Origin of the sequence: Comamonas sp. CAH-2 (assembly GCF_009668305.1) — a bacterium.
GTDB lineage: Bacteria > Pseudomonadota > Gammaproteobacteria > Burkholderiales > Burkholderiaceae_C > Comamonas > Comamonas aquatica.
In genome coordinates, this window is sequence record NZ_VSWF01000007.1 from 65,079 (window position 1) to 81,422 (window position 16,344).

Genomic DNA, 16,344 nt, shown 5'->3' on the forward strand with positions numbered 1-16,344 from the left:
GCCTAACTATCACTTCAAGTACAAATAGCTTTCAAAGTGCAGCCATCCGTGCGCCAAGCGCTCACTTTTTACAGATCCCACTCCGGAATCGGCTGCTGGCGCAGCTCGGCACGCAGGCGGGTGTAGTCCGGGCACACCGTGGCCACCACCGCCCAGAAACGCGGGCTGTGGTCCATCACGCGCAGGTGGGACAGCTCGTGCACCACCACATAGTCCAGCACCGGCAGGCGAAAGTGCAGCAAGCGCCAGTTCAGCATGATGCCGCCGTCGTGCTTGGCGCTGCCCCAGCGGGTGCGCGCATTCGTCAGGCGCAGGCTGCGCCATTGCACGCCCAAGTCCGGGGCGAAGCGCTGCAGGCGCTGTGTCAACAGCTGGCGCGCGTGGCGCAACCACCAGGCATGGACCTGGGCGCGCACGCTGGCGGGCGGCGCATCCACCGGCAACGGCACATGCAGCACCCAGTGCCCCTCGCCCACGGCCAGCAGCTCGCAGCCGCGCGGGGCGGCCGGGTGCAACTGCAAGGTCAGCAGCCCGCCCAGATATGGCAGCTGCGCGCCCTGGCCCCAGTCCACCTGCGGGGTCTGCTGCACGCGCAGGGCCGAGGCGGCCAGCTTGTCCAGCACCCACTGGGCCTTGTCCTGCAGGGCGGATTCAATCTGGGCCACGCTGACGCGCAAGGGCGCGCGGATGGTCAGGCCGCTGGCCCCGACTTCCAGCCCGATGCTGCGCCGGCGACTGCGCACCAGCAAATAAGCCACGCGGGCACCGCCCAGAGGGACGGTGTGCGTGGCTTGCGGGTGGGCGTAGGCCGGGGCGTTCAAGCGGCAGGCGTGCTGGAGCGGTCAGGCAGTGCCGCAGGATAGGCCGCGGGGTCCAGGCGGCGCATCTCGCCTTCGATCCAGGCCTGCACCTCTTCCATCAGCTCTTCGTGCTTGCGCCCCGCGCTGGGGATCATCGGGCCGATGGAGACATCCACCACGCCAGGGGTCTTGACGAAGGACTTGCGCGGCCAGCACTTGGCCGAGGTGACGGCGATCGGCACCACGGGCACACCGGTCATGATGGCCAGGCGCGTGGCGCCGGTCTTGTACTCGCCCGCTTCGCCACGCGCCACGCGCGTGCCTTCGGGGAACATGATGACCCAGATGCCCTGGGCCAGCAGGCGCTTGCCCTGCTCCACCACCTTGTGGAAGGCGCGCGAGCCGTGCTTGCGGTCGATGTGGATCATGTCCAGGCTGCCGATGGACCAACCGAAGAAAGGGATGCTCAGCAGCTCCTTCTTGAACACATAGGCCAGGGCGCGCGGCATGATGGCCGGCATCAGAAAGGTCTCATAGGTGGACTGGTGCTTGCACAGCAGCACCACGCCCTGCTGCGGGTCGGTGGGCAGGTGCTCCATGCCCTGCACGCGGTACTTGACGCCGCAGAACCAGCCCGCGCTGTCCACGCTCAGCTTGAGCCAGGCGCGTGCAATCGTCCAGCGGGCCGCCGGCGAGCCGCCGCACACACGCACCAGCAAGATCAGCAGCGTGTAGGGGATGACGGTGATGCCCATCCACAGCATGTGGACCAGGGAGCGCAGAAATGACATGGGAACAATCCTAAAAATGCAAAGAGGCCGGTGTTGCCAAACGGTTGCAATCCGGCCTCATGCCACCTGCAAGGGGGGCGACGCCTGGGCATCCGGAGCCAGCGCATCCGCCACCGCGGCCCAGTCTGGGTAGCAGGCCACCGGCTGCGCCACGGGGGAGACGGCGGCTTGGGCGACATCGGGGCCCACCCACACCAGGCGGGCGCCCATCGCCTCGCCGGCCTGCAGGTGGACGGCGTCCTGGCCGATGACCCACACCTGGTGGGGTTCAGCCCCATAGCGGCTGGCGATCTGCTGCAGCAGACCGGGCGCCGGTTTGCGGCACTGGCAGGCTTCGTCGGGGGTGTGCGGGCAGAAGAACACAGCCTCGACCCGGGCACCCACCGCCGCCAGCTCGCGCTGCATGCGCAAATGCAGGGCGTTGAGTTCCGTCACATCGAAGCTCCCACGCCCCAGACCGGGCTGGTTGGTGGCCAGCGCCACGTGCCAGCCACCCCGGTTAAGCTGCGCAATCGCCTCCAGCACGCCGGGCTGGGGCTGCCAGTCCTTGAGAGGGACAAGTGCATCCTCGCCCTCGGCATGGAGGGTCCCGATCCGATCCAGGATGGCCAGCTTCATAGGTGTGAATCGCAGCAAACGTGAGAGAGGGCAACTGCCAGCGGCGCCACGGGCCACAGCTTGTGCCGCCCGTGCGCGCCGCTTCTATGATGGTGCAGCTTTAGGCCCCCGTCCAGCGACGCAGCACCAGGCTGGCATTGGTGCCGCCAAAGCCGAAGCTGTTGGACAACACAGTGGTCAGCTGCGCATCACGCGTCTTCGTCACCAGCGGCATGGCGCCCAGGCTGTCATCGGGCGTGTCCACGTTGGCGGACCCGGCGATGAAGCCCTTGTTCAGCATGATCAGGCAGTAGATGGCTTCCTGCGCACCGGTCGCCCCCAGCGAATGGCCGGTCAGCGACTTGGTGGACGAGAAAGGTGGCACCTGGTCGCCAAACAGCACCTGCATCGCGCGCACTTCCTGCATGTCGCCCACCGGGGTCGAGGTGCCATGGGTGTTGATGTAGTCGATAGGACCATCCACAGTTTCCATGGCCTGCTTCATGCAAGCGATGGCGCCGTCGCCCGAAGGCGCCACCATGTCTTCGCCATCGCTGGTGGCGCCAAAGCCCACCACTTCGGCCAGGATGGTCGCACCGCGCGCCAGCGCATGCTCCAGGCTCTCCAGCACCACGGCACCGCCGCCGCCGGCGATCACAAAGCCATCGCGATGGGCGTCGTAGGCACGCGAGGCCTTCTCGGGCGTCTCGTTGTACTTGCTGGACATGGCGCCCATGCCGTCGAACAGCAGGGACATACCCCAGGACAGCTCTTCACCGCCGCCGGCAAACATCACGTCCTGCATGCCCCAGGCGATCTGCTGGGCCGCGGCACCGATGCAGTGGGCCGAGGTGGAGCAGGCCGAGGTGATGGAGTAGTTGATGCCCTTGACCTTGAAGTTGGTCGCCAGACAGGCCGAGACCGTGGAACTCATGCAGCGCGTGACCTGGTACGGCCCCACGCGGCGGATGCCCTTCTCGCGCAGGGTATCGGCCGCCTCGATCTGGTTGGCCGGCGAACCGCCGCCCGAACCCATGATCAGACCAGTGCGCGGATGGCTCACCATCTCGGGCGTCAGGCCCGCCTGGGCAATCGCGTCTTCCAGAGCGATCTGGGCATAGGCTGCCGCATCGCCCATGAAACGCAGCTGCTTGCGGTCAATGCGCGCTTCGATGTCGATCTCGGGAATACCGGCAACCTGGCTGCGCATGCCCAGTTCGGTGAACTGTGGCATTGCCTTGATGCCAGAGCGACCTTCCCGCAGGGAGGTCTCTACGGTGGCCAGATCGTTACCAATGCACGAGACAATGCCCGCGCCCGTGATGACTACGCGCTTTTTCATGCCGCTGTCCCTTGGCCGTCGCCTTCACGCAGGAACAGCCCCACGCGCAGATCGTTGGCCACATAGATTTCCTGGCCGTCGGCCAGCAAACGTGCATCCCCAATCGCCATGTTCAGCTTGCGCTTGATCACGCGCTTGATGTCGATCTCGTAGCGCACCAGCTTCACATTCGGACCCACTTCGCCTGTGAACTTGACTTCGCCGGCACCCAGCGCGCGGCCACGGCCGGGCAGTTGCAGCCAGGTCAGGTAAAAGCCGATCAGCTGCCACATGGCATCCAGGCCCAGGCAGCCAGGCATGACGGGGTCGCCCTGGAAATGGCACTTGAAGAACCACAGATCGGGGTTCACGTCCAGCTCCGCCACGATCTTGCCCAGGCCGTGCGCGCCACCGTCGGTATCGATGTGCGTGATGCGGTCGAACATCAGCATCGGAGGCAGGGGCAAACGCCCGCTGTCGGGCTTGAACAACTTACCCTCACCGGAAGCGATCAGTTGTTCGTAGGAAAAAGAATCAGCCATTTGTCTAACTTGCTTGGCAGTGGCATCTGCCACTGCTTGGTTTCTCGTGTGTGTAATCGCAGGAGTTTATACATGCGCGGCGTACAGCCGCACATTATGGAAGTTCACAGGCCGTTTCTCGGCCGAAAGTCCCTGCAAACTCCGCACAACGTGTCAATCACACCCTGTTTGCTCAATTTTTTCTGCGCGGTCTGGCACCCCAGACCACCACCGCCACGCAGCACAGCCACAGCAGCCACAAACCCAGGCGCGACACCCAGAAGGCAAACGGCGTCACGCCATCACGCCCTTGAACCTCGGCCACCAGGACCCCCTGGGTGTGCGACGGCAGCGAGGCCGTGACCGCCCCCCGGTGATCGATCACCACAGTGGCTCCGGTGTTGGTGGCACGCAGCATCGGACGCTCGAACTCCAGCGCCCGCATGCGGCTGATGTGCAAATGCTGGTCCACCGCAATGCTGTCGCCAAACCACGCAATATTGCTCACATTGACCAGCACGGTGGGGGCGGTCGCAGCCTGGCTGAAATGCGCCCCCAGTTCTTCACCGAACAGGTCTTCGTAGCAGATATTCGGGGCCCAGCGCTCGCCATGCCACGCCATCGGCGCCTGCCCGACGCTGCCGCGGGCAAAGCTCCCCAGGGGAATGTCCATCATGCGGACGAACCACTGGAACAAGGGCGGCACGAACTCGCCAAAGGGCACCAAGTGGTGCTTGTCGTACCGATATTCTGTCATTTCCCCCGGCACCCAACCCACCACCGCATTGCTATAGCCCTGCGTTTCACTCCCCAAGGGCATGCCGATCAGGGCGGCCGAAGGGCTGCCCGGCTCCCGGTAGGGGGCCGAGATGGCGGCCAGATAGTCCGCAGGCAATTGCTGGGGCAACACCGGAATCGCCGTTTCGGGCGCTACCACCAGCGCTGCTGGCTTTTGCAGCAGTTGCTGCCCGTACCACTCCAAGGCCCGCGCGATGCCGCCACTTGGGATGAATTTTTCATCCTGCGGAATATTGCCCTGCAGCAAGGCCACCGACACCGGTGAGCGCCCCGGCACGGCCTGGGCCTGCTGCTGCACCCAGGCGGCAGCCACCCACAGACCCAGCACCACCGCGCCCACGCCCAGCGACACCCAGGCGCGCTGCCACAGCGGTGCCACCTGGACCAGCGCCATCGCCAAGGCGGCAGCCACCGCACCGGTGCCGTAGACTCCCAGCCAGCGCGGCCAGACCGACAATGGGCCCTCAACATGGGCGTAGCCGCCTGCCCCCCAGGGGAAACCGGTCCACAAGGTGCCACGCGCCAGTTCTGCGATGGTCCAGCATGCGGCAAACAACAGCACGGCGCGCCATCCGGCACAGTCCGCACGGCGCCAGACCCAGGCGGCCACGGCGTAGTAACTGCCCAGGAAGGCGGCCAACGCCAGGACGGCCAGCACCGCCAGGGGCGCCGGCAGGCCGCCATAGGTATGCATCGAAATGAACAACCACCAGAAGGTGCCGCACAGCCAGGCGGTGGCAAACAGCCAGCTGCGCCATGCGGCCTGCCTGGCACTGGACGCGCGCTGCACCGCCAGGCACAGCAGGCTGAGTGACAGGATTTGCAGCCACCACAGCGGTTGTCCGCTGCCAGGCCAGGCCAGGGCCGTAGCCTGCAGCCCACCGGCCAGCAGCACCCCGCACCACCATCCCCAGGCGGGTCGGGCAGGTGCCCTGAAAGAGAGCCCATGGGCCCGCGCCATCGTCATTCGCTCACACTTTCCGTCGTTCCATCGTCTACGCGCCGCACCTGGAACCAGCGCACCGCGCCGCCCTTGGCGTGCAACACCACGAACTGCAGACCGGCTACCTCCCAGGACTCGCCACGCTTGGGCAGGCGCCCCATGGCATGGCTCACCCAGCCACCAATCGTTTCAAAGTCTTCGGCCTCCGCCTCCTGGTCGAAGCGCACGCCAAAAGCATCGGCCAGCCGCTCCAGCGGGGTGTGCCCTGCCACACGGTAGGTGTTGTCGGCCAGGGCGAAAATGTCGCCGTGCTCTTCGGGGATGTCGAACTCGTCCTCGATCTCACCGACGATTTCCTCCAGCACGTCCTCCATGGTCACCAGGCCCGACACCTTGCCGAACTCATCGATCAGGATGCTCATGTGGTTGCGGTTGGTGCGAAATTCGCGCAGCAGGTCGTACAGGCCCTTGGTCTCCGGCACGAAGATCGCCGGGCGCAGCAGGGAGCGCAGATTCAAGGACGGCGAGCGCTGCAGCTTCAGCAGGTCCTTGGCCATCAGAATGCCGATGATGTTGTCCCGCTCCCCCTCGTAGACCGGGAAGCGCGAGTGCGCCGTGCGGATCACCTGGCCCAGCAGTTCGTCGTAGGGGGCGTGGATGTCCAGCACGTCCATGCGCGGGGCGGCCACCATAATGTCGGTGGCCGTGCGGTCCGCCATGCGGATCACACCCTCCAGCATCACGCGGGCCTCGGTGCCGATGACTTCGTTGTCCTCGGCTTCGGCCAGGGTCTCGATGAGTTCATCCTTGGAGTCGAGCCCCGGGTGGATGAATTCGACAATCTTTTGCAGAAAGCTGCGCTTGTCTTCGCGCTCCGGGTGGCGCGCAGGGTGCGGGTCTGACACAGACGTTCAGTGCAGGACATGCAGTTGTGGAGAGGGCACCAAGGATAGCGGATTCACTGCGGCCCTCCAAGCTCGGTGCCGCGCGCCTGGGCGGGGCGCACCCGGGGAAAAGGGCTTACTGCGCCGATTTGTGGCGGCCTTCGCGCACGTCCTGGCGGATTTCCTGCACGTCGGCCAGGATGGACCAGAACTGCTTGGCCTGCTTCTTGAGCTGGTAGTCCACCTCGGCCACCTGGTTGTCCCACAGCTCGGAGACATGGGTGTCCAGCCCGGCGGCGGGCAGTTGCAGGTAGGCCTCGGACTCGGTGCCGTCACGCTGCACGCGGGCGCCGGCATTGCGGGCGATCTTGAGCATGGCGGTGTTCTCGCTCAGCGCGTGGATGAACATCATCTCCACGCCCTGGTTGCGCGAATGCAGGACGGCACGGGCGAACAGGCGCGTGCCCAGGCCCAGGCCCCGTGCGGTCTTCAGCACCGACACCCCGAATTCCGCGCAGTTGCTGTGGTGCGCCAGGTCGGTATAGGCCAGGTGCGCCATGGCGATCAGTTCCAGCCGGCGGTTGAAGATGCCGAAGATATCGTCGCGGTCGAAGTCCAGGTTGTCCGCATAGCGCTTGACCTGCTCGTCGTTGGCGGCGTAGCCGAAGCGCAGGTAGCGGTCGCTGGGGTCCAGCTTGAGCAGGTGCGCACGGATGCGATCGCGGTGGCGGGGCGACAGTTCACGGATGGGCACCAGGGTCGGCACGCTGCGGGCCGACGCGGCTTTGCGCAGCCATTGCTGGCTGGCTTTCCAAGGGGCAGTGATCCAACGGAGAGGCTCGGTCATGGGTCAAAAGTCCTGTGCGGCTGGGCACATTCTTTCAGGCATCGCGCGCCACATCCACAGCAGTGTTTCCCAGGCGGCGCACAAACCTAGGGTTTACGCTTAATTGCTGCATTGCAACATAAAACGCATGCACTGTGTACCTGCATGGGCAAGCGGCTGTCATTCTGGCGACCGCTGCGCGGCATTTGCACCACAAAAAAAACAGCACCGGTTGGTGCTGTGGTGGCGAGTTGCGGCGCTAGTTGCAAAAACCGTAGCTGCCAGTGCTTGTTCAATCTTCAATTCAGTTAGATATACATCCGAATCTCTTATGCAACGAAGGCCAAGCGCTCTGCTTTCAGAAGCTCACACCGGCACCGACGTGGTCGCCTTGACGCGGTCCAGCACAAAGCTGGTCTTGCAGTCGGCCACGCTGGGGTGCTTGAGCAGGGTTTCCATGATGAAGCGGCTGTAGTGCTGCATGTCCGACACCACCACGCGCAGCAGGTAATCCATGTCCCCGGTCAGCGAGGCGCATTCCACCACCTCGGGCCAGTTCTGCACGCTCTGCTTGAAGGCATCCATGGGGTTGCGCTTGTGAATTTCGGTGCTCTTTTCCAGGCGCACATTCAGGTAGGCCGTCAGCCCCAGGCCCACCTTTTCCGGCGGCACCAGGGCCACGTAGCGCTCAATCACCCCCGCTTCCTCCAGACGCTTGACCCGGCGCAGCACGGCGCTGGGCGACAGGCCGACTTGCTCGCCGATCACGTCATAGGTCTCACGGCCGTTTTCCTGCAGACGACGCAGGATGGAACGGTCCAGCTTATCGAGGGTGTGTTCTGTGCTCATGTCGGAAGATTTTATGCACCCCACCACGGAGGCAGGCAGGTTGTGCCACGATATTTGCGAAAACCGCACGTTGCACGCATTTTTCTTGAGCGTCCAGGCCAACCCACCCCCTGGTTTGCCCGCGTTCCTAGGAAAAGCCCCATCCCGGGGCGGCAGCCGCCCCTCCAACAATGGGCTCTGCATCTTGATTGTGGTTTTCAGACAGAAAGGCGCTGATATGGATCGTCCGTGGCTCAACCACTACCCCGCCGGGGTGCCCCATGCCATCGACCCCGAGGCCTACCCCTCGGTGGTGGAACTGCTGGAGGAATCCTTGCGGACCAATGCCGACCAGCCCTTCACGGTCTGCATGGACGTATGGATGCGCTACCGCGACCTGGACCAGCACTCGCGGCACCTGGGCGCCTGGCTGCAAAGCCTGCACCTGGAGCCCGACGCCCGCGTGGCCATCATGCTGCCCAATATCCCGCAGTTCGCCGTCAGCATGGCCGGCGTGCTGCGTGCCGGCTACACCTGCGTCAACGTCAACCCGCTGTACACGGCACGCGAACTGGAGCACCAGCTCAAGGATTCCGGCGCCACCGCCATCATCATCCTGGAAAACTTCGCGCACACGCTGGCCGACGTCCTGCCCCGCACCCCGATCCAGCACGTGTGCATGGCCTCCATGGGCGACCTGCTGGGCTTTTGGTACGGCCACTGGATCACCTTCGCCGTGCGCCACCTGGCCAAGATGGTGCCCGCCTACGAGCTGCCCCTGGACGGCCGCAGTGTCACCCCGTTCAAGCAAGCCCTGGCGCGCGGTGCGCGCCTGCAGCTGCGCAAACCCCACGTCAGCGGTGACAGCATTGCCTTCCTGCAGTACACCGGCGGCACCACCGGCCTGTCCAAGGGCGCCATCCTGACGCACCGCAACATCATTGCCGCCACGCTGCAGGCCGAGGCCTGGTTTGCCCCGGCCTACGCCGGGCAAAGCGACATGCGCAAGATCCACGGCATCGCCGCGCTGCCGCTGTACCACATCTTCGCACTGACCCTGCTGCTGCTGTCGCTGCGCCAGGGCTCCAGCCTCAGCCTGATTCCCAACCCGCGCGACATCCCCAAGTTTGTCGAGGTGCTGCGCAAGCGCCCCTTCCACACCCTGCCAGCCGTGAACACCCTGTTCAACGCGCTGCTGCAGAACCCCAAGTTCCGCACCCTGGACTTTTCGGCACTGGCCGTGTCCCAGGCCGGCGGCATGGCGGCCTCTGAGGGTACGGCCCGCGAATGGCAGAAAGTGACCGGCAAGGCCATGATCGAAGGCTGGGGCATGAGCGAGACCTGCGCCATCGGCACCAACAACCCGGTCAACGCCACCCGCTTCAGCGGCACCATCGGCCTGCCGCTGCCCGGGATTGACCTGGCCATCAAGGACGATGACGGCAACACCCTGCCGCAGGGCGAGCACGGCGAAATCTGCATCCGCGGCCCCAACGTCATGCAGGGCTACTACCGCCAGCCCGAGGAAACGACCAAGGCCTTCACCGCCGATGGCTTCATGCGCACCGGCGACATCGGCCTGATGGACGCACAGGGCTTCTTCAAGATCATCGACCGCAAGAAGGACATGATCCTGGTCAGCGGCTTCAACGTCTTCCCGAACGAGCTGGAGAACGTCATCTCCCTGTGCCCCGGCGTGGTGGAATGCGCCGCCGTGGGCGTGCCGGATGAACACTCCGGCGAGGCCATCAAGGTGTTCGTCATCAAGAACGACCCCACGCTGACCGAGGAGCGCCTGCTGCGCTACTGCCACGACAACCTCACGGGTTACAAGCGGCCCAAGTACATCGAGTTCCGCGACGAGCTGCCCAAGACCAACGTCGGCAAGATCTTGCGCCGCGAGCTGCGCCCCACGGCAGCGCCCGCACCAGCCCCCCGCCCCGAGACCGCTCCCCACTAGCCATGCCCCAGGACTCGACCACGCCGGGCCTGTGGCCCGGCATGTTTTTTTTCGAACGCGGCTGGCTCTCGGCCAACAACGTCCTGTTGCTGGGCCCCGACGACGCCGCCCTGGTGGACACCGGCTACTGCAGCCATGCGGAGCAGACGGTGGACCTGGTGGCCAGCACCCTGGACATGCGACCGCTCACCCACGTCCTGAACACCCACCTGCACAGCGACCACTGCGGCGGCAATGCTGCCCTGCAGGCGCGCTGGCCGGACGTGCAGACCTGGATTGCCCCGGGGCAGGCCGCCCAGGTGCAGGACTGGGACCCCGTGGCCCTGAGCTACACCCCCACCGGCCAGTCCTGCCCCCGTTTTCGGGCCGACGGTGTGCTGCTGCCCGGCAGCACGGTCACCCTGGGCGGACGCCCCTGGCAGGTGCACGCCGCGCCCGGCCATGACCCGCACTCCATCGTGCTGTTCGAGCCCGAGCGCCGGCTGCTGATCTCTGCCGATGCGCTGTGGGAGCACGGCTTTGGCGTGGTGTTTCCGGAAATCGAAGGGGTGCAGGCATTTGCCGAAGTGGCCGCCACGCTGGACGTGATTGAGCAGTTGCAACCCGCCCTGGTGCTGCCCGGCCACGGCCCGCTGTTCACGGACGTGGCCGCAGCCCTGGCGCGGGCGCGCCAGCGTTTGCAGGGGTTCATCGCCCAGCCCGAGCGCCATGCCCGCTACGCCGCCAAGGTGTTGCTCAAGTACAAGCTGCTGGAGTGGCAGCAACTGCCATTGGACCAGGTGCACGCCTGGTGCCGGCAAACGCCCTACCTGGGCCTGCTGCACGCCCGGTACTTTGACGCCCAGTCGCCCACGCAGTGGGTCGAGACCCTGGTGCAGGAGCTGGTGGCCAGCCAGGCCGCCGCGCTGGAGGTGCGCGACGGAACCCCGCTGCTGCTCAACCGCTGAGACCGTGCAGGCCCCACGCCGTGGGGCTGGGGCCGAATGACGCTCAGGGCAGGTCGGGGTTGTACTCGGCCGTGGTCACCTTGGGGCCCACCGTGCCCAGGCGCGCCTTCAGCGACTGGGGGCGGCCGGTGATCATGGCCGCGTAGTTGGTGGTATTGGACAGCACTTTCTTGACGTAGTCGCGCGTTTCGGTGAATGGCACGTTCTCCGCCCAGATGGCACCCTCCAGCACCGGGCCGTTGCGCCAGTTGCGGGGGCGCCCCGGGCCGGCGTTGTAACCGGCGGCGGCCATGGCCATGGAGCCCTCGAAGTCGTCCAGCGCCAGCTTCAGGTAGGACGTGCCGATGGTGATGTTCACATCGCGGTCGTTGATCATCTGCGGCTGGAAGTCGGTCATGCCGATCTTGCGCGCCGTCCACTTGGCGGTCGCCGGCATCACCTGCATCAGGCCCGAGGCCCCGACGTGCGAACGCGCATCCATGATGAAGCGGCTTTCCTGGCGGATCAGCCCGTAGACGTAGGCCGGATCCAAACCGATGCTGTTGGCCTTGGCGATCACCGCGTCGTGGAAGGGCATGGGGAAGCGCTGCTTCCAATCGATGGCTTCGCGCGTGCGTTCGCTGGTGTTGATGCAGCGGTCCCAGACCTGGGCCTTGCAGGCCAGATCGGCTGCGGCCAGCAGCTCGCGGTCGTTCATGCCGCCCGGCACATGCAGGCCCACGCTGTAGTTCCACTCGCGCACGCCCTCGCTGCGCAGGCCGATTCGGATGGCATACAGCGCGCGCTGCAGGCCGGGGTTGCTGGCTGCGGCCGCCTGTTCCTGTGCCGTCAGCGGTTGTGGGGCGGGCGGTACGGTGACGGCCTGGCCCAGGTCCTCCAGCGCCAGTTTTTCGTAGAAGCCCTTGACGCTGGCAATGCTCTGCAGCAGGCGCTGGGCCTCGGCGCGCTCGGCCTCGCCGCCGCGGCGGTCGTTCAGCAGGGCCCGGGCCTTCCAGTAGACCCAGGCGCTGTCGGCCTGCAGCGACGGTGGCATGGCATCGATGGTCTTGCGCACGGTGTGCCACTGGCCGGCCCGCAGGTTGGCGCGCACCATCCATTCCTGCGACTCGTCGGACATGCGCTCCGGCTTGCCGACCTTGTCGTAATAGGCCACCGCATTGCTGTCCAGGCGCCGTGCGCTGACCTTGCCGATGACGCCCCAGACCCAGTCACGCTCTTCGGCCCGCAGTTGGGCGGCCCAGCGGCTGTCCATCAGGCTGGCGGCCTGGTCGGGGTCGGTGCTGGCCATGCGAATCAGCGCCAGCACGGCCAGTTCGCGCCGGGTGTTGCCGCGCACCTTGCTAGTGCCGGCCAGGTACTTGGCCGGCGAGGCAAACACTTCGGTCAGGTGCGACAGGGCGTCGGGCGCCACGATGGTGACGGCACGGCGTGTGCCGGTCTGGCGGTTTTGCTCGGCGGACAGGCGCGCGCGCTTCCACACGGCCAGATCGTCGAGCTGCTTGATGGCGTACAGCTCGCTGGCGGCATAGGTGCAGCCATCGTCGGCATCGCGCTGGGCGTGCCACAGACGCACCACCTCCTGGGCGGCATGCTCGGGCTGGCGGCGCTCGATGGTCTGCACAGCCATGTCGTAGCAGCGCACCTCTCGGTCGTCCTGCATACGGAAATCGGCCAGCATGCGGGCAAAGTCGGACCACTGGCGGCGCTGCCCCAGCAGCAACAGCCAGTCATTGCGCAGACGGTCTTCCTGGTAGGTGCCGCGCCAGCGCTGCAGGAAGGCATCAACCTCGGCCTGGTTCGAGGTTTCCAGGCGGGCCTTCAATTCCCAGTAGGCCGCCCAGGGCTCCAGCGGGTGTCCGGCGGTCTGGGGCAGCAGGGCCGCCAGCCGTGCCTTGTCGCCCTTGCGCGCCGCTTCCTGCATCTGCAGCAACACGTTGTCGCCCGCGGCGGTCTGGGCAACGGCCGAGAAAACTGGAACGCTAAAAACGAGGGCCGCGCAAAGCGGTGTCAGAATCTTGTGCAATGGCATAGAGGAATTATGTGATGGACAAAGCGGCCCTTCGACGCACCTTGGTACAGCAACGCCTCACTATGGTGGATCGCCTACAGCGCGCGGACGATTTGCAACGTGTCATGCGCATCTGGCTGGTGGACCGTCCGGACACCGTGATCGGCGCCTACTGGCCGATCAAGGGCGAGTTCGACCCCCTGCCCGTGCTGCACCGCTGGAAGGAGGACGGCGAACTGCTGGACAAACCCCAGCGCCGCCGCATCGGCCTGCCGGTGATCGACAAGATCACCAAGACCATGCGCTTCCATGCCTGGCACCCTGGCTGTCCCATGGAGGAGGATGCCTACGGCATTCCCAAGCCCAAGGACACCGAGGTGATCACCCCCACCCTGCTGTTCGTGCCCTGCGTGGGCTACGGCCCCGGCGGTTACCGCCTGGGCTATGGCGGGGGCTTTTACGACCGCACCCTGGCCGGCCTGCGCCCCGCACCGCACACGGTGGGGCTGGGCTTCACCCAGGGTTTCATTGAAGATTTCCTGCCGGAATCCCACGACCTGCCGCTGGATGCCATCCTGAACGACAACGGCGTGGTCTGGCCTGTTTGACTGTTGGTATGCCCGTTCGCAAGCAAAAATCCGTCCCGCAGCGCCGTCTGCAATCGCGCCCGCCCCTTACCCCCATGCACCTGCCGCTGACCCGCGCCGAGGTGCAGCGCCTGCAAGGCCACATGCGCCGCCACGGCCCGCACAGCCTGACGCCGCGCCAGCATGACGCCATCTGGGACTTCCTGTTCGCCCTGCCCGAAAGCCAGGCCTGGATGGCCGACATGGTGGCGCAAACCCGCGCCGCCCAGGCCGGGCTGCGTCCACGTTCAAAAAAGGAAGCGTGATGCGCACACCTGCCTTGCGATGCAGGCTTAAAACACCTGCAAACGCTTGGACAGCGTGCGCAGGCAGCTCCTGAAAATGAGCAGTTGTCTTCTTCCCCCCGATGGCACGCAGCAGGTGCCGGGCATGTCCATCGGACGCGCCATCCCTGGGCTAAGGGCTAAGGGCTAAGGGCTAAGGGCTAAGGGCTAAGGGCTAAGGGCTAAGGGCTAAGGGCTAAGGGCTAAGGGTTGAGCATCCGGCCATCGCCCGGGTCTAACCCGCCCCCTCCGCGCTCAGATGGCCTGGGCCGCGCGCCAGCGCTGCCAGCCCTTGGCGCGCAGCTCGCAGGCCGGGCAGTGGCCGCAGCCGTGCCCCCAGGCGTGCAGCACATCGCGCGTGCCCTCGTAGCAAGTGTGCGTGTCCTGCACGATCAGCTGCACCAGGGCGTCGCCGCCCAGGTCCTGGGCCATCTGCCAGGTGGCGGCCTTGTCGATCCACATCAGCGGCGTCTCGATGCGCAGGCGCCGCTCCAGCCCCAGGTTCAGCGCCAGCTGCATGGCCTTCATGGTGTCGTCGCGGCAGTCGGGGTAGCCGGAGAAATCCGTCTCGCAGACACCGGTCACGAGGACCTGCAGCCCGCGCCGGTAAGCCAGGGCGCCGGCCAGCGTCAAGAACAGCAGGTTGCGCCCGGGCACAAAGGTGTTGGGCAGGCCATCGGCCTGCATGGCGAAGGCCACGTCCTCGGTCAGGGAAGAGCCGCCGATCTGCTTGAGCACGTCCAGGCTCAGCACATGGTCCTCACCCAGCTTGGGCGCCCACTGGGGAAACTGCGTGCGCAGCTGCTGCAGCACCGTCAGCCGCGCCTGCAGCTCCACGCTGTGGCGCTGGCCATAGTCAAAGCCCAGGGATTCGACCCGGTCGTACTTCGACAGGGCGTGGGCCAGGCAGGTGGTGGAGTCCTGTCCACCCGAAAACATCACAAGCGCAGAGGTATGCATAGGCCGGAATTACAACACGCGCTACAGTGCCACGACGTCACATGGTTGTGAGAACGGACCTCCTATGCTGCAGCTTTACATCGGCAACAAGAACTACTCGTCCTGGTCCATGCGCCCCTGGGTGGCGATGCGCCAGCTGGGCATCGCCTTCGACGAGGTCATGGTGCGCTTCGACAGCTTCGCGCCCGATTCGCAGTTCAAGCGCACGCTGCGCCCGCTGACGCCCACGGGCACCGTGCCCGTGCTGGTGCACGACGATCTGGCCATCTGGGACACGTTGGCGATTGCCGAGTACCTGGCCGAGACCTTCCCCAAGGCCGGCATCTGGCCGGCGTCGGTGACCGACCGCGCCCGCGCCCGCAGCCTCTGCGCCGAGATGCACAGCGGCTTCACCGCCCTGCGCAGCCACTGTCCCATGAACATCGAGGCCCGGCTGCCCGAGGTCGGCGCCAAGATCTGGGCCGAGCAGGCGGCCGTGCGCGCCAATGTGGCCCGCCTGGTCGACATGTGGAGCGAACTGCTGCAATCCCACGGCGGCCCCATGCTGTTCGGCCGGTTCAGCATGGTCGACGCCTACTTCGCCCCGGTGTGCATGCGCCTGCACACCTACGGCCTGCCCGTGCCACCCGCGATTGCCGACTACGTGCAGCGCGTGCGCGCCGTGCCGGCCGTCCAGGCCTGGATCACGCAGGCCGAGGCCGAGCACGACTTCCGCGACTTCGACGAACCCTACCGCACCCAGCGCTGAAACGCGCCGGCGGCGCACCGGTGCGCCCCTGGCGGGCGGGCCTACTTGAACTGCTTGCGCAGCATGGGCTTGTGCCGCGCAATGTGCGCCAGCTGGGCCGGGGCCAGGGTGCCGCCCAGGTCCTCGTCCTCGGTGTTGAGCACCGCGTTGGCGTAGCGCAGGGCCCGGGCCACCACCTCGTCCTCGCTCACGCCCTGCTGCGCGGCCAGCTCCATGGCCACGCGGCGCATGGCGCGCTGCGACAGCATCCACATGGCGCCGAAGGCCTCCCAGGCGGCGGCGGTCTTCTGGCTCTGCGCGTGGTCGGCCAGGATGTCCTTGAGCGGCTTGGCCAGCACCTCCTGCAGCGCCTCCATTTGTTCCTGCAGGGTTTCCAACTGGGCTTCGCGCTCCAGTGCCGCGGCGGCGGCCTGGGCCTGGGCGTCCGGGGCCTCGGGCACGGGCACGCTGCCATCCGGGTTCAACTGGGCAATGGTGAGGGAAGAAAGCAAGGACATGGCGC

Annotated in this window: 17 protein-coding genes; 5 read left to right on the forward strand and 12 right to left on the reverse strand. The window is 66.2% G+C overall.

The window, feature by feature from the left end:
• Positions 1 to 68: 68 nt before the first annotated feature.
• The 9 genes from FYM52_RS06725 to FYM52_RS06765 all read right to left on the reverse strand — a co-directional run bounded on the left by FYM52_RS06725 (position 69) and on the right by FYM52_RS06765 (position 8,330).
• Positions 69 to 821, reverse strand: coding sequence for a M48 family metallopeptidase (locus FYM52_RS06725; protein ID WP_154163544.1), 753 nt, complete (start codon positions 819 to 821; stop codon positions 69 to 71).
• Positions 818 to 1,591, reverse strand: coding sequence for a 1-acyl-sn-glycerol-3-phosphate acyltransferase (locus FYM52_RS06730; protein ID WP_154163545.1), 774 nt, complete (start codon positions 1,589 to 1,591; stop codon positions 818 to 820). Before FYM52_RS06730 ends, FYM52_RS06725 begins: the two co-directional genes overlap by 4 nt.
• 57 nt (positions 1,592 to 1,648) lie before the next feature.
• Complete coding sequence (locus FYM52_RS06735) at positions 1,649 to 2,209, reverse strand: HAD-IIIA family hydrolase (RefSeq protein WP_154163546.1); 561 nt, start codon at positions 2,207 to 2,209, stop codon at positions 1,649 to 1,651.
• A gap of 100 nt (positions 2,210 to 2,309) precedes the next feature.
• A complete protein-coding gene (fabB, locus tag FYM52_RS06740; RefSeq protein WP_042417934.1) occupies positions 2,310 to 3,530 on the reverse strand; it encodes a beta-ketoacyl-ACP synthase I in 1,221 nt (406 codons plus the stop codon).
• Positions 3,527 to 4,051 (reverse strand): bifunctional 3-hydroxydecanoyl-ACP dehydratase/trans-2-decenoyl-ACP isomerase, encoded by a 525-nt coding sequence (gene fabA / locus FYM52_RS06745; protein ID WP_043383086.1) that lies wholly within the window; start codon positions 4,049 to 4,051, stop codon positions 3,527 to 3,529. Before fabA ends, fabB begins: the two co-directional genes overlap by 4 nt.
• 172 nt (positions 4,052 to 4,223) lie before the next feature.
• Positions 4,224 to 5,789, reverse strand: coding sequence for an apolipoprotein N-acyltransferase (gene lnt / locus FYM52_RS06750; protein WP_154163583.1), 1,566 nt, complete (start codon positions 5,787 to 5,789; stop codon positions 4,224 to 4,226).
• A gap of 2 nt (positions 5,790 to 5,791) precedes the next feature.
• Positions 5,792 to 6,676, reverse strand: a complete 885-nt coding sequence (locus tag FYM52_RS06755) for a transporter associated domain-containing protein (protein ID WP_162524669.1) — start codon at positions 6,674 to 6,676, stop codon at positions 5,792 to 5,794.
• 115 nt (positions 6,677 to 6,791) lie between these two features.
• Complete coding sequence (locus FYM52_RS06760; protein ID WP_043383095.1) at positions 6,792 to 7,502, reverse strand: GNAT family N-acetyltransferase; 711 nt, start codon at positions 7,500 to 7,502, stop codon at positions 6,792 to 6,794.
• A gap of 345 nt (positions 7,503 to 7,847) precedes the next feature.
• Positions 7,848 to 8,330, reverse strand: a complete 483-nt coding sequence (locus FYM52_RS06765; protein ID WP_042417951.1) for an Lrp/AsnC family transcriptional regulator — start codon at positions 8,328 to 8,330, stop codon at positions 7,848 to 7,850.
• 217 nt (positions 8,331 to 8,547) lie between these two features.
• On the opposite strand from FYM52_RS06765, the gene FYM52_RS06770 reads away from it, so the two are divergent.
• A complete protein-coding gene (locus tag FYM52_RS06770) occupies positions 8,548 to 10,269 on the forward strand; it encodes an AMP-binding protein (protein ID WP_154163547.1) in 1,722 nt (573 codons plus the stop codon).
• Between the two features lie 2 nt (positions 10,270 to 10,271).
• Positions 10,272 to 11,216, forward strand: a complete 945-nt coding sequence (locus tag FYM52_RS06775; RefSeq protein ID WP_154163548.1) for an MBL fold metallo-hydrolase — start codon at positions 10,272 to 10,274, stop codon at positions 11,214 to 11,216.
• A gap of 43 nt (positions 11,217 to 11,259) precedes the next feature.
• Here FYM52_RS06775 and FYM52_RS06780 read toward each other — a convergent pair whose 3' ends face one another.
• The gene (locus FYM52_RS06780) at positions 11,260 to 13,245 is read right to left on the reverse strand and encodes a lytic transglycosylase domain-containing protein (protein ID WP_154163549.1); all 1,986 of its coding nucleotides are present in this window, start codon (positions 13,243 to 13,245) and stop codon (positions 11,260 to 11,262) included.
• A 14-nt stretch (positions 13,246 to 13,259) separates the two neighbouring features.
• Here FYM52_RS06780 and FYM52_RS06785 point away from each other — a divergent pair, with 14 nt between their 5' ends.
• Both FYM52_RS06785 and FYM52_RS06790 read left to right on the forward strand, forming a co-directional pair.
• On the forward strand, positions 13,260 to 13,832 hold the full coding sequence (locus tag FYM52_RS06785) for a 5-formyltetrahydrofolate cyclo-ligase (RefSeq protein WP_042417960.1): 573 nt from the start codon (positions 13,260 to 13,262) through the stop codon (positions 13,830 to 13,832).
• A gap of 74 nt (positions 13,833 to 13,906) precedes the next feature.
• Positions 13,907 to 14,116, forward strand: coding sequence for a hypothetical protein (locus FYM52_RS06790; RefSeq protein WP_231907219.1), 210 nt, complete (start codon positions 13,907 to 13,909; stop codon positions 14,114 to 14,116).
• 273 nt (positions 14,117 to 14,389) lie between these two features.
• Here the strand turns inward: FYM52_RS06790 and queC are convergent, their stop codons facing one another.
• Complete coding sequence (gene queC / locus FYM52_RS06795) at positions 14,390 to 15,094, reverse strand: 7-cyano-7-deazaguanine synthase QueC (RefSeq protein ID WP_154163550.1); 705 nt, start codon at positions 15,092 to 15,094, stop codon at positions 14,390 to 14,392.
• A 64-nt stretch (positions 15,095 to 15,158) separates the two neighbouring features.
• Between queC and FYM52_RS06800 the strand changes: the two genes are divergently transcribed.
• A complete protein-coding gene (locus FYM52_RS06800; RefSeq protein ID WP_045266096.1) occupies positions 15,159 to 15,842 on the forward strand; it encodes a glutathione S-transferase family protein in 684 nt (227 codons plus the stop codon).
• 41 nt (positions 15,843 to 15,883) lie between these two features.
• Here the strand turns inward: FYM52_RS06800 and FYM52_RS06805 are convergent, their stop codons facing one another.
• Positions 15,884 to 16,339, reverse strand: coding sequence for a hypothetical protein (locus tag FYM52_RS06805; protein WP_042417972.1), 456 nt, complete (start codon positions 16,337 to 16,339; stop codon positions 15,884 to 15,886).
• Positions 16,340 to 16,344 lie beyond the last annotated feature (5 nt).

What these genes read in the sequence shown, in the direction of transcription:
- FYM52_RS06730 (WP_154163545.1), bottom strand. Translation starts at nt 1,591, where the DNA reads ATGTCATTTCTGCGCTCCCTGGTCCACATGCTGTGGATGGGCATCACC.
- FYM52_RS06790 (WP_231907219.1), top strand. Translation starts at nt 13,907, where the DNA reads ATGCACCTGCCGCTGACCCGCGCCGAGGTGCAGCGCCTGCAAGGCCAC.
- FYM52_RS06765 (WP_042417951.1), bottom strand. Translation starts at nt 8,330, where the DNA reads ATGAGCACAGAACACACCCTCGATAAGCTGGACCGTTCCATCCTGCGT.
- fabA (WP_043383086.1), bottom strand. Translation starts at nt 4,051, where the DNA reads ATGGCTGATTCTTTTTCCTACGAACAACTGATCGCTTCCGGTGAGGGT.
- FYM52_RS06735 (WP_154163546.1), bottom strand. Translation starts at nt 2,209, where the DNA reads ATGAAGCTGGCCATCCTGGATCGGATCGGGACCCTCCATGCCGAGGGC.
- fabB (WP_042417934.1), bottom strand. Translation starts at nt 3,530, where the DNA reads ATGAAAAAGCGCGTAGTCATCACGGGCGCGGGCATTGTCTCGTGCATT.
- FYM52_RS06800 (WP_045266096.1), top strand. Translation starts at nt 15,159, where the DNA reads ATGCTGCAGCTTTACATCGGCAACAAGAACTACTCGTCCTGGTCCATG.
- FYM52_RS06775 (WP_154163548.1), top strand. Translation starts at nt 10,272, where the DNA reads ATGCCCCAGGACTCGACCACGCCGGGCCTGTGGCCCGGCATGTTTTTT.
- FYM52_RS06805 (WP_042417972.1), bottom strand. Translation starts at nt 16,339, where the DNA reads ATGTCCTTGCTTTCTTCCCTCACCATTGCCCAGTTGAACCCGGATGGC.
- queC (WP_154163550.1), bottom strand. Translation starts at nt 15,094, where the DNA reads ATGCATACCTCTGCGCTTGTGATGTTTTCGGGTGGACAGGACTCCACC.
- FYM52_RS06785 (WP_042417960.1), top strand. Translation starts at nt 13,260, where the DNA reads ATGGACAAAGCGGCCCTTCGACGCACCTTGGTACAGCAACGCCTCACT.
- FYM52_RS06770 (WP_154163547.1), top strand. Translation starts at nt 8,548, where the DNA reads ATGGATCGTCCGTGGCTCAACCACTACCCCGCCGGGGTGCCCCATGCC.
- lnt (WP_154163583.1), bottom strand. Translation starts at nt 5,789, where the DNA reads ATGGCGCGGGCCCATGGGCTCTCTTTCAGGGCACCTGCCCGACCCGCC.
- FYM52_RS06760 (WP_043383095.1), bottom strand. Translation starts at nt 7,502, where the DNA reads ATGACCGAGCCTCTCCGTTGGATCACTGCCCCTTGGAAAGCCAGCCAG.
- FYM52_RS06780 (WP_154163549.1), bottom strand. Translation starts at nt 13,245, where the DNA reads ATGCCATTGCACAAGATTCTGACACCGCTTTGCGCGGCCCTCGTTTTT.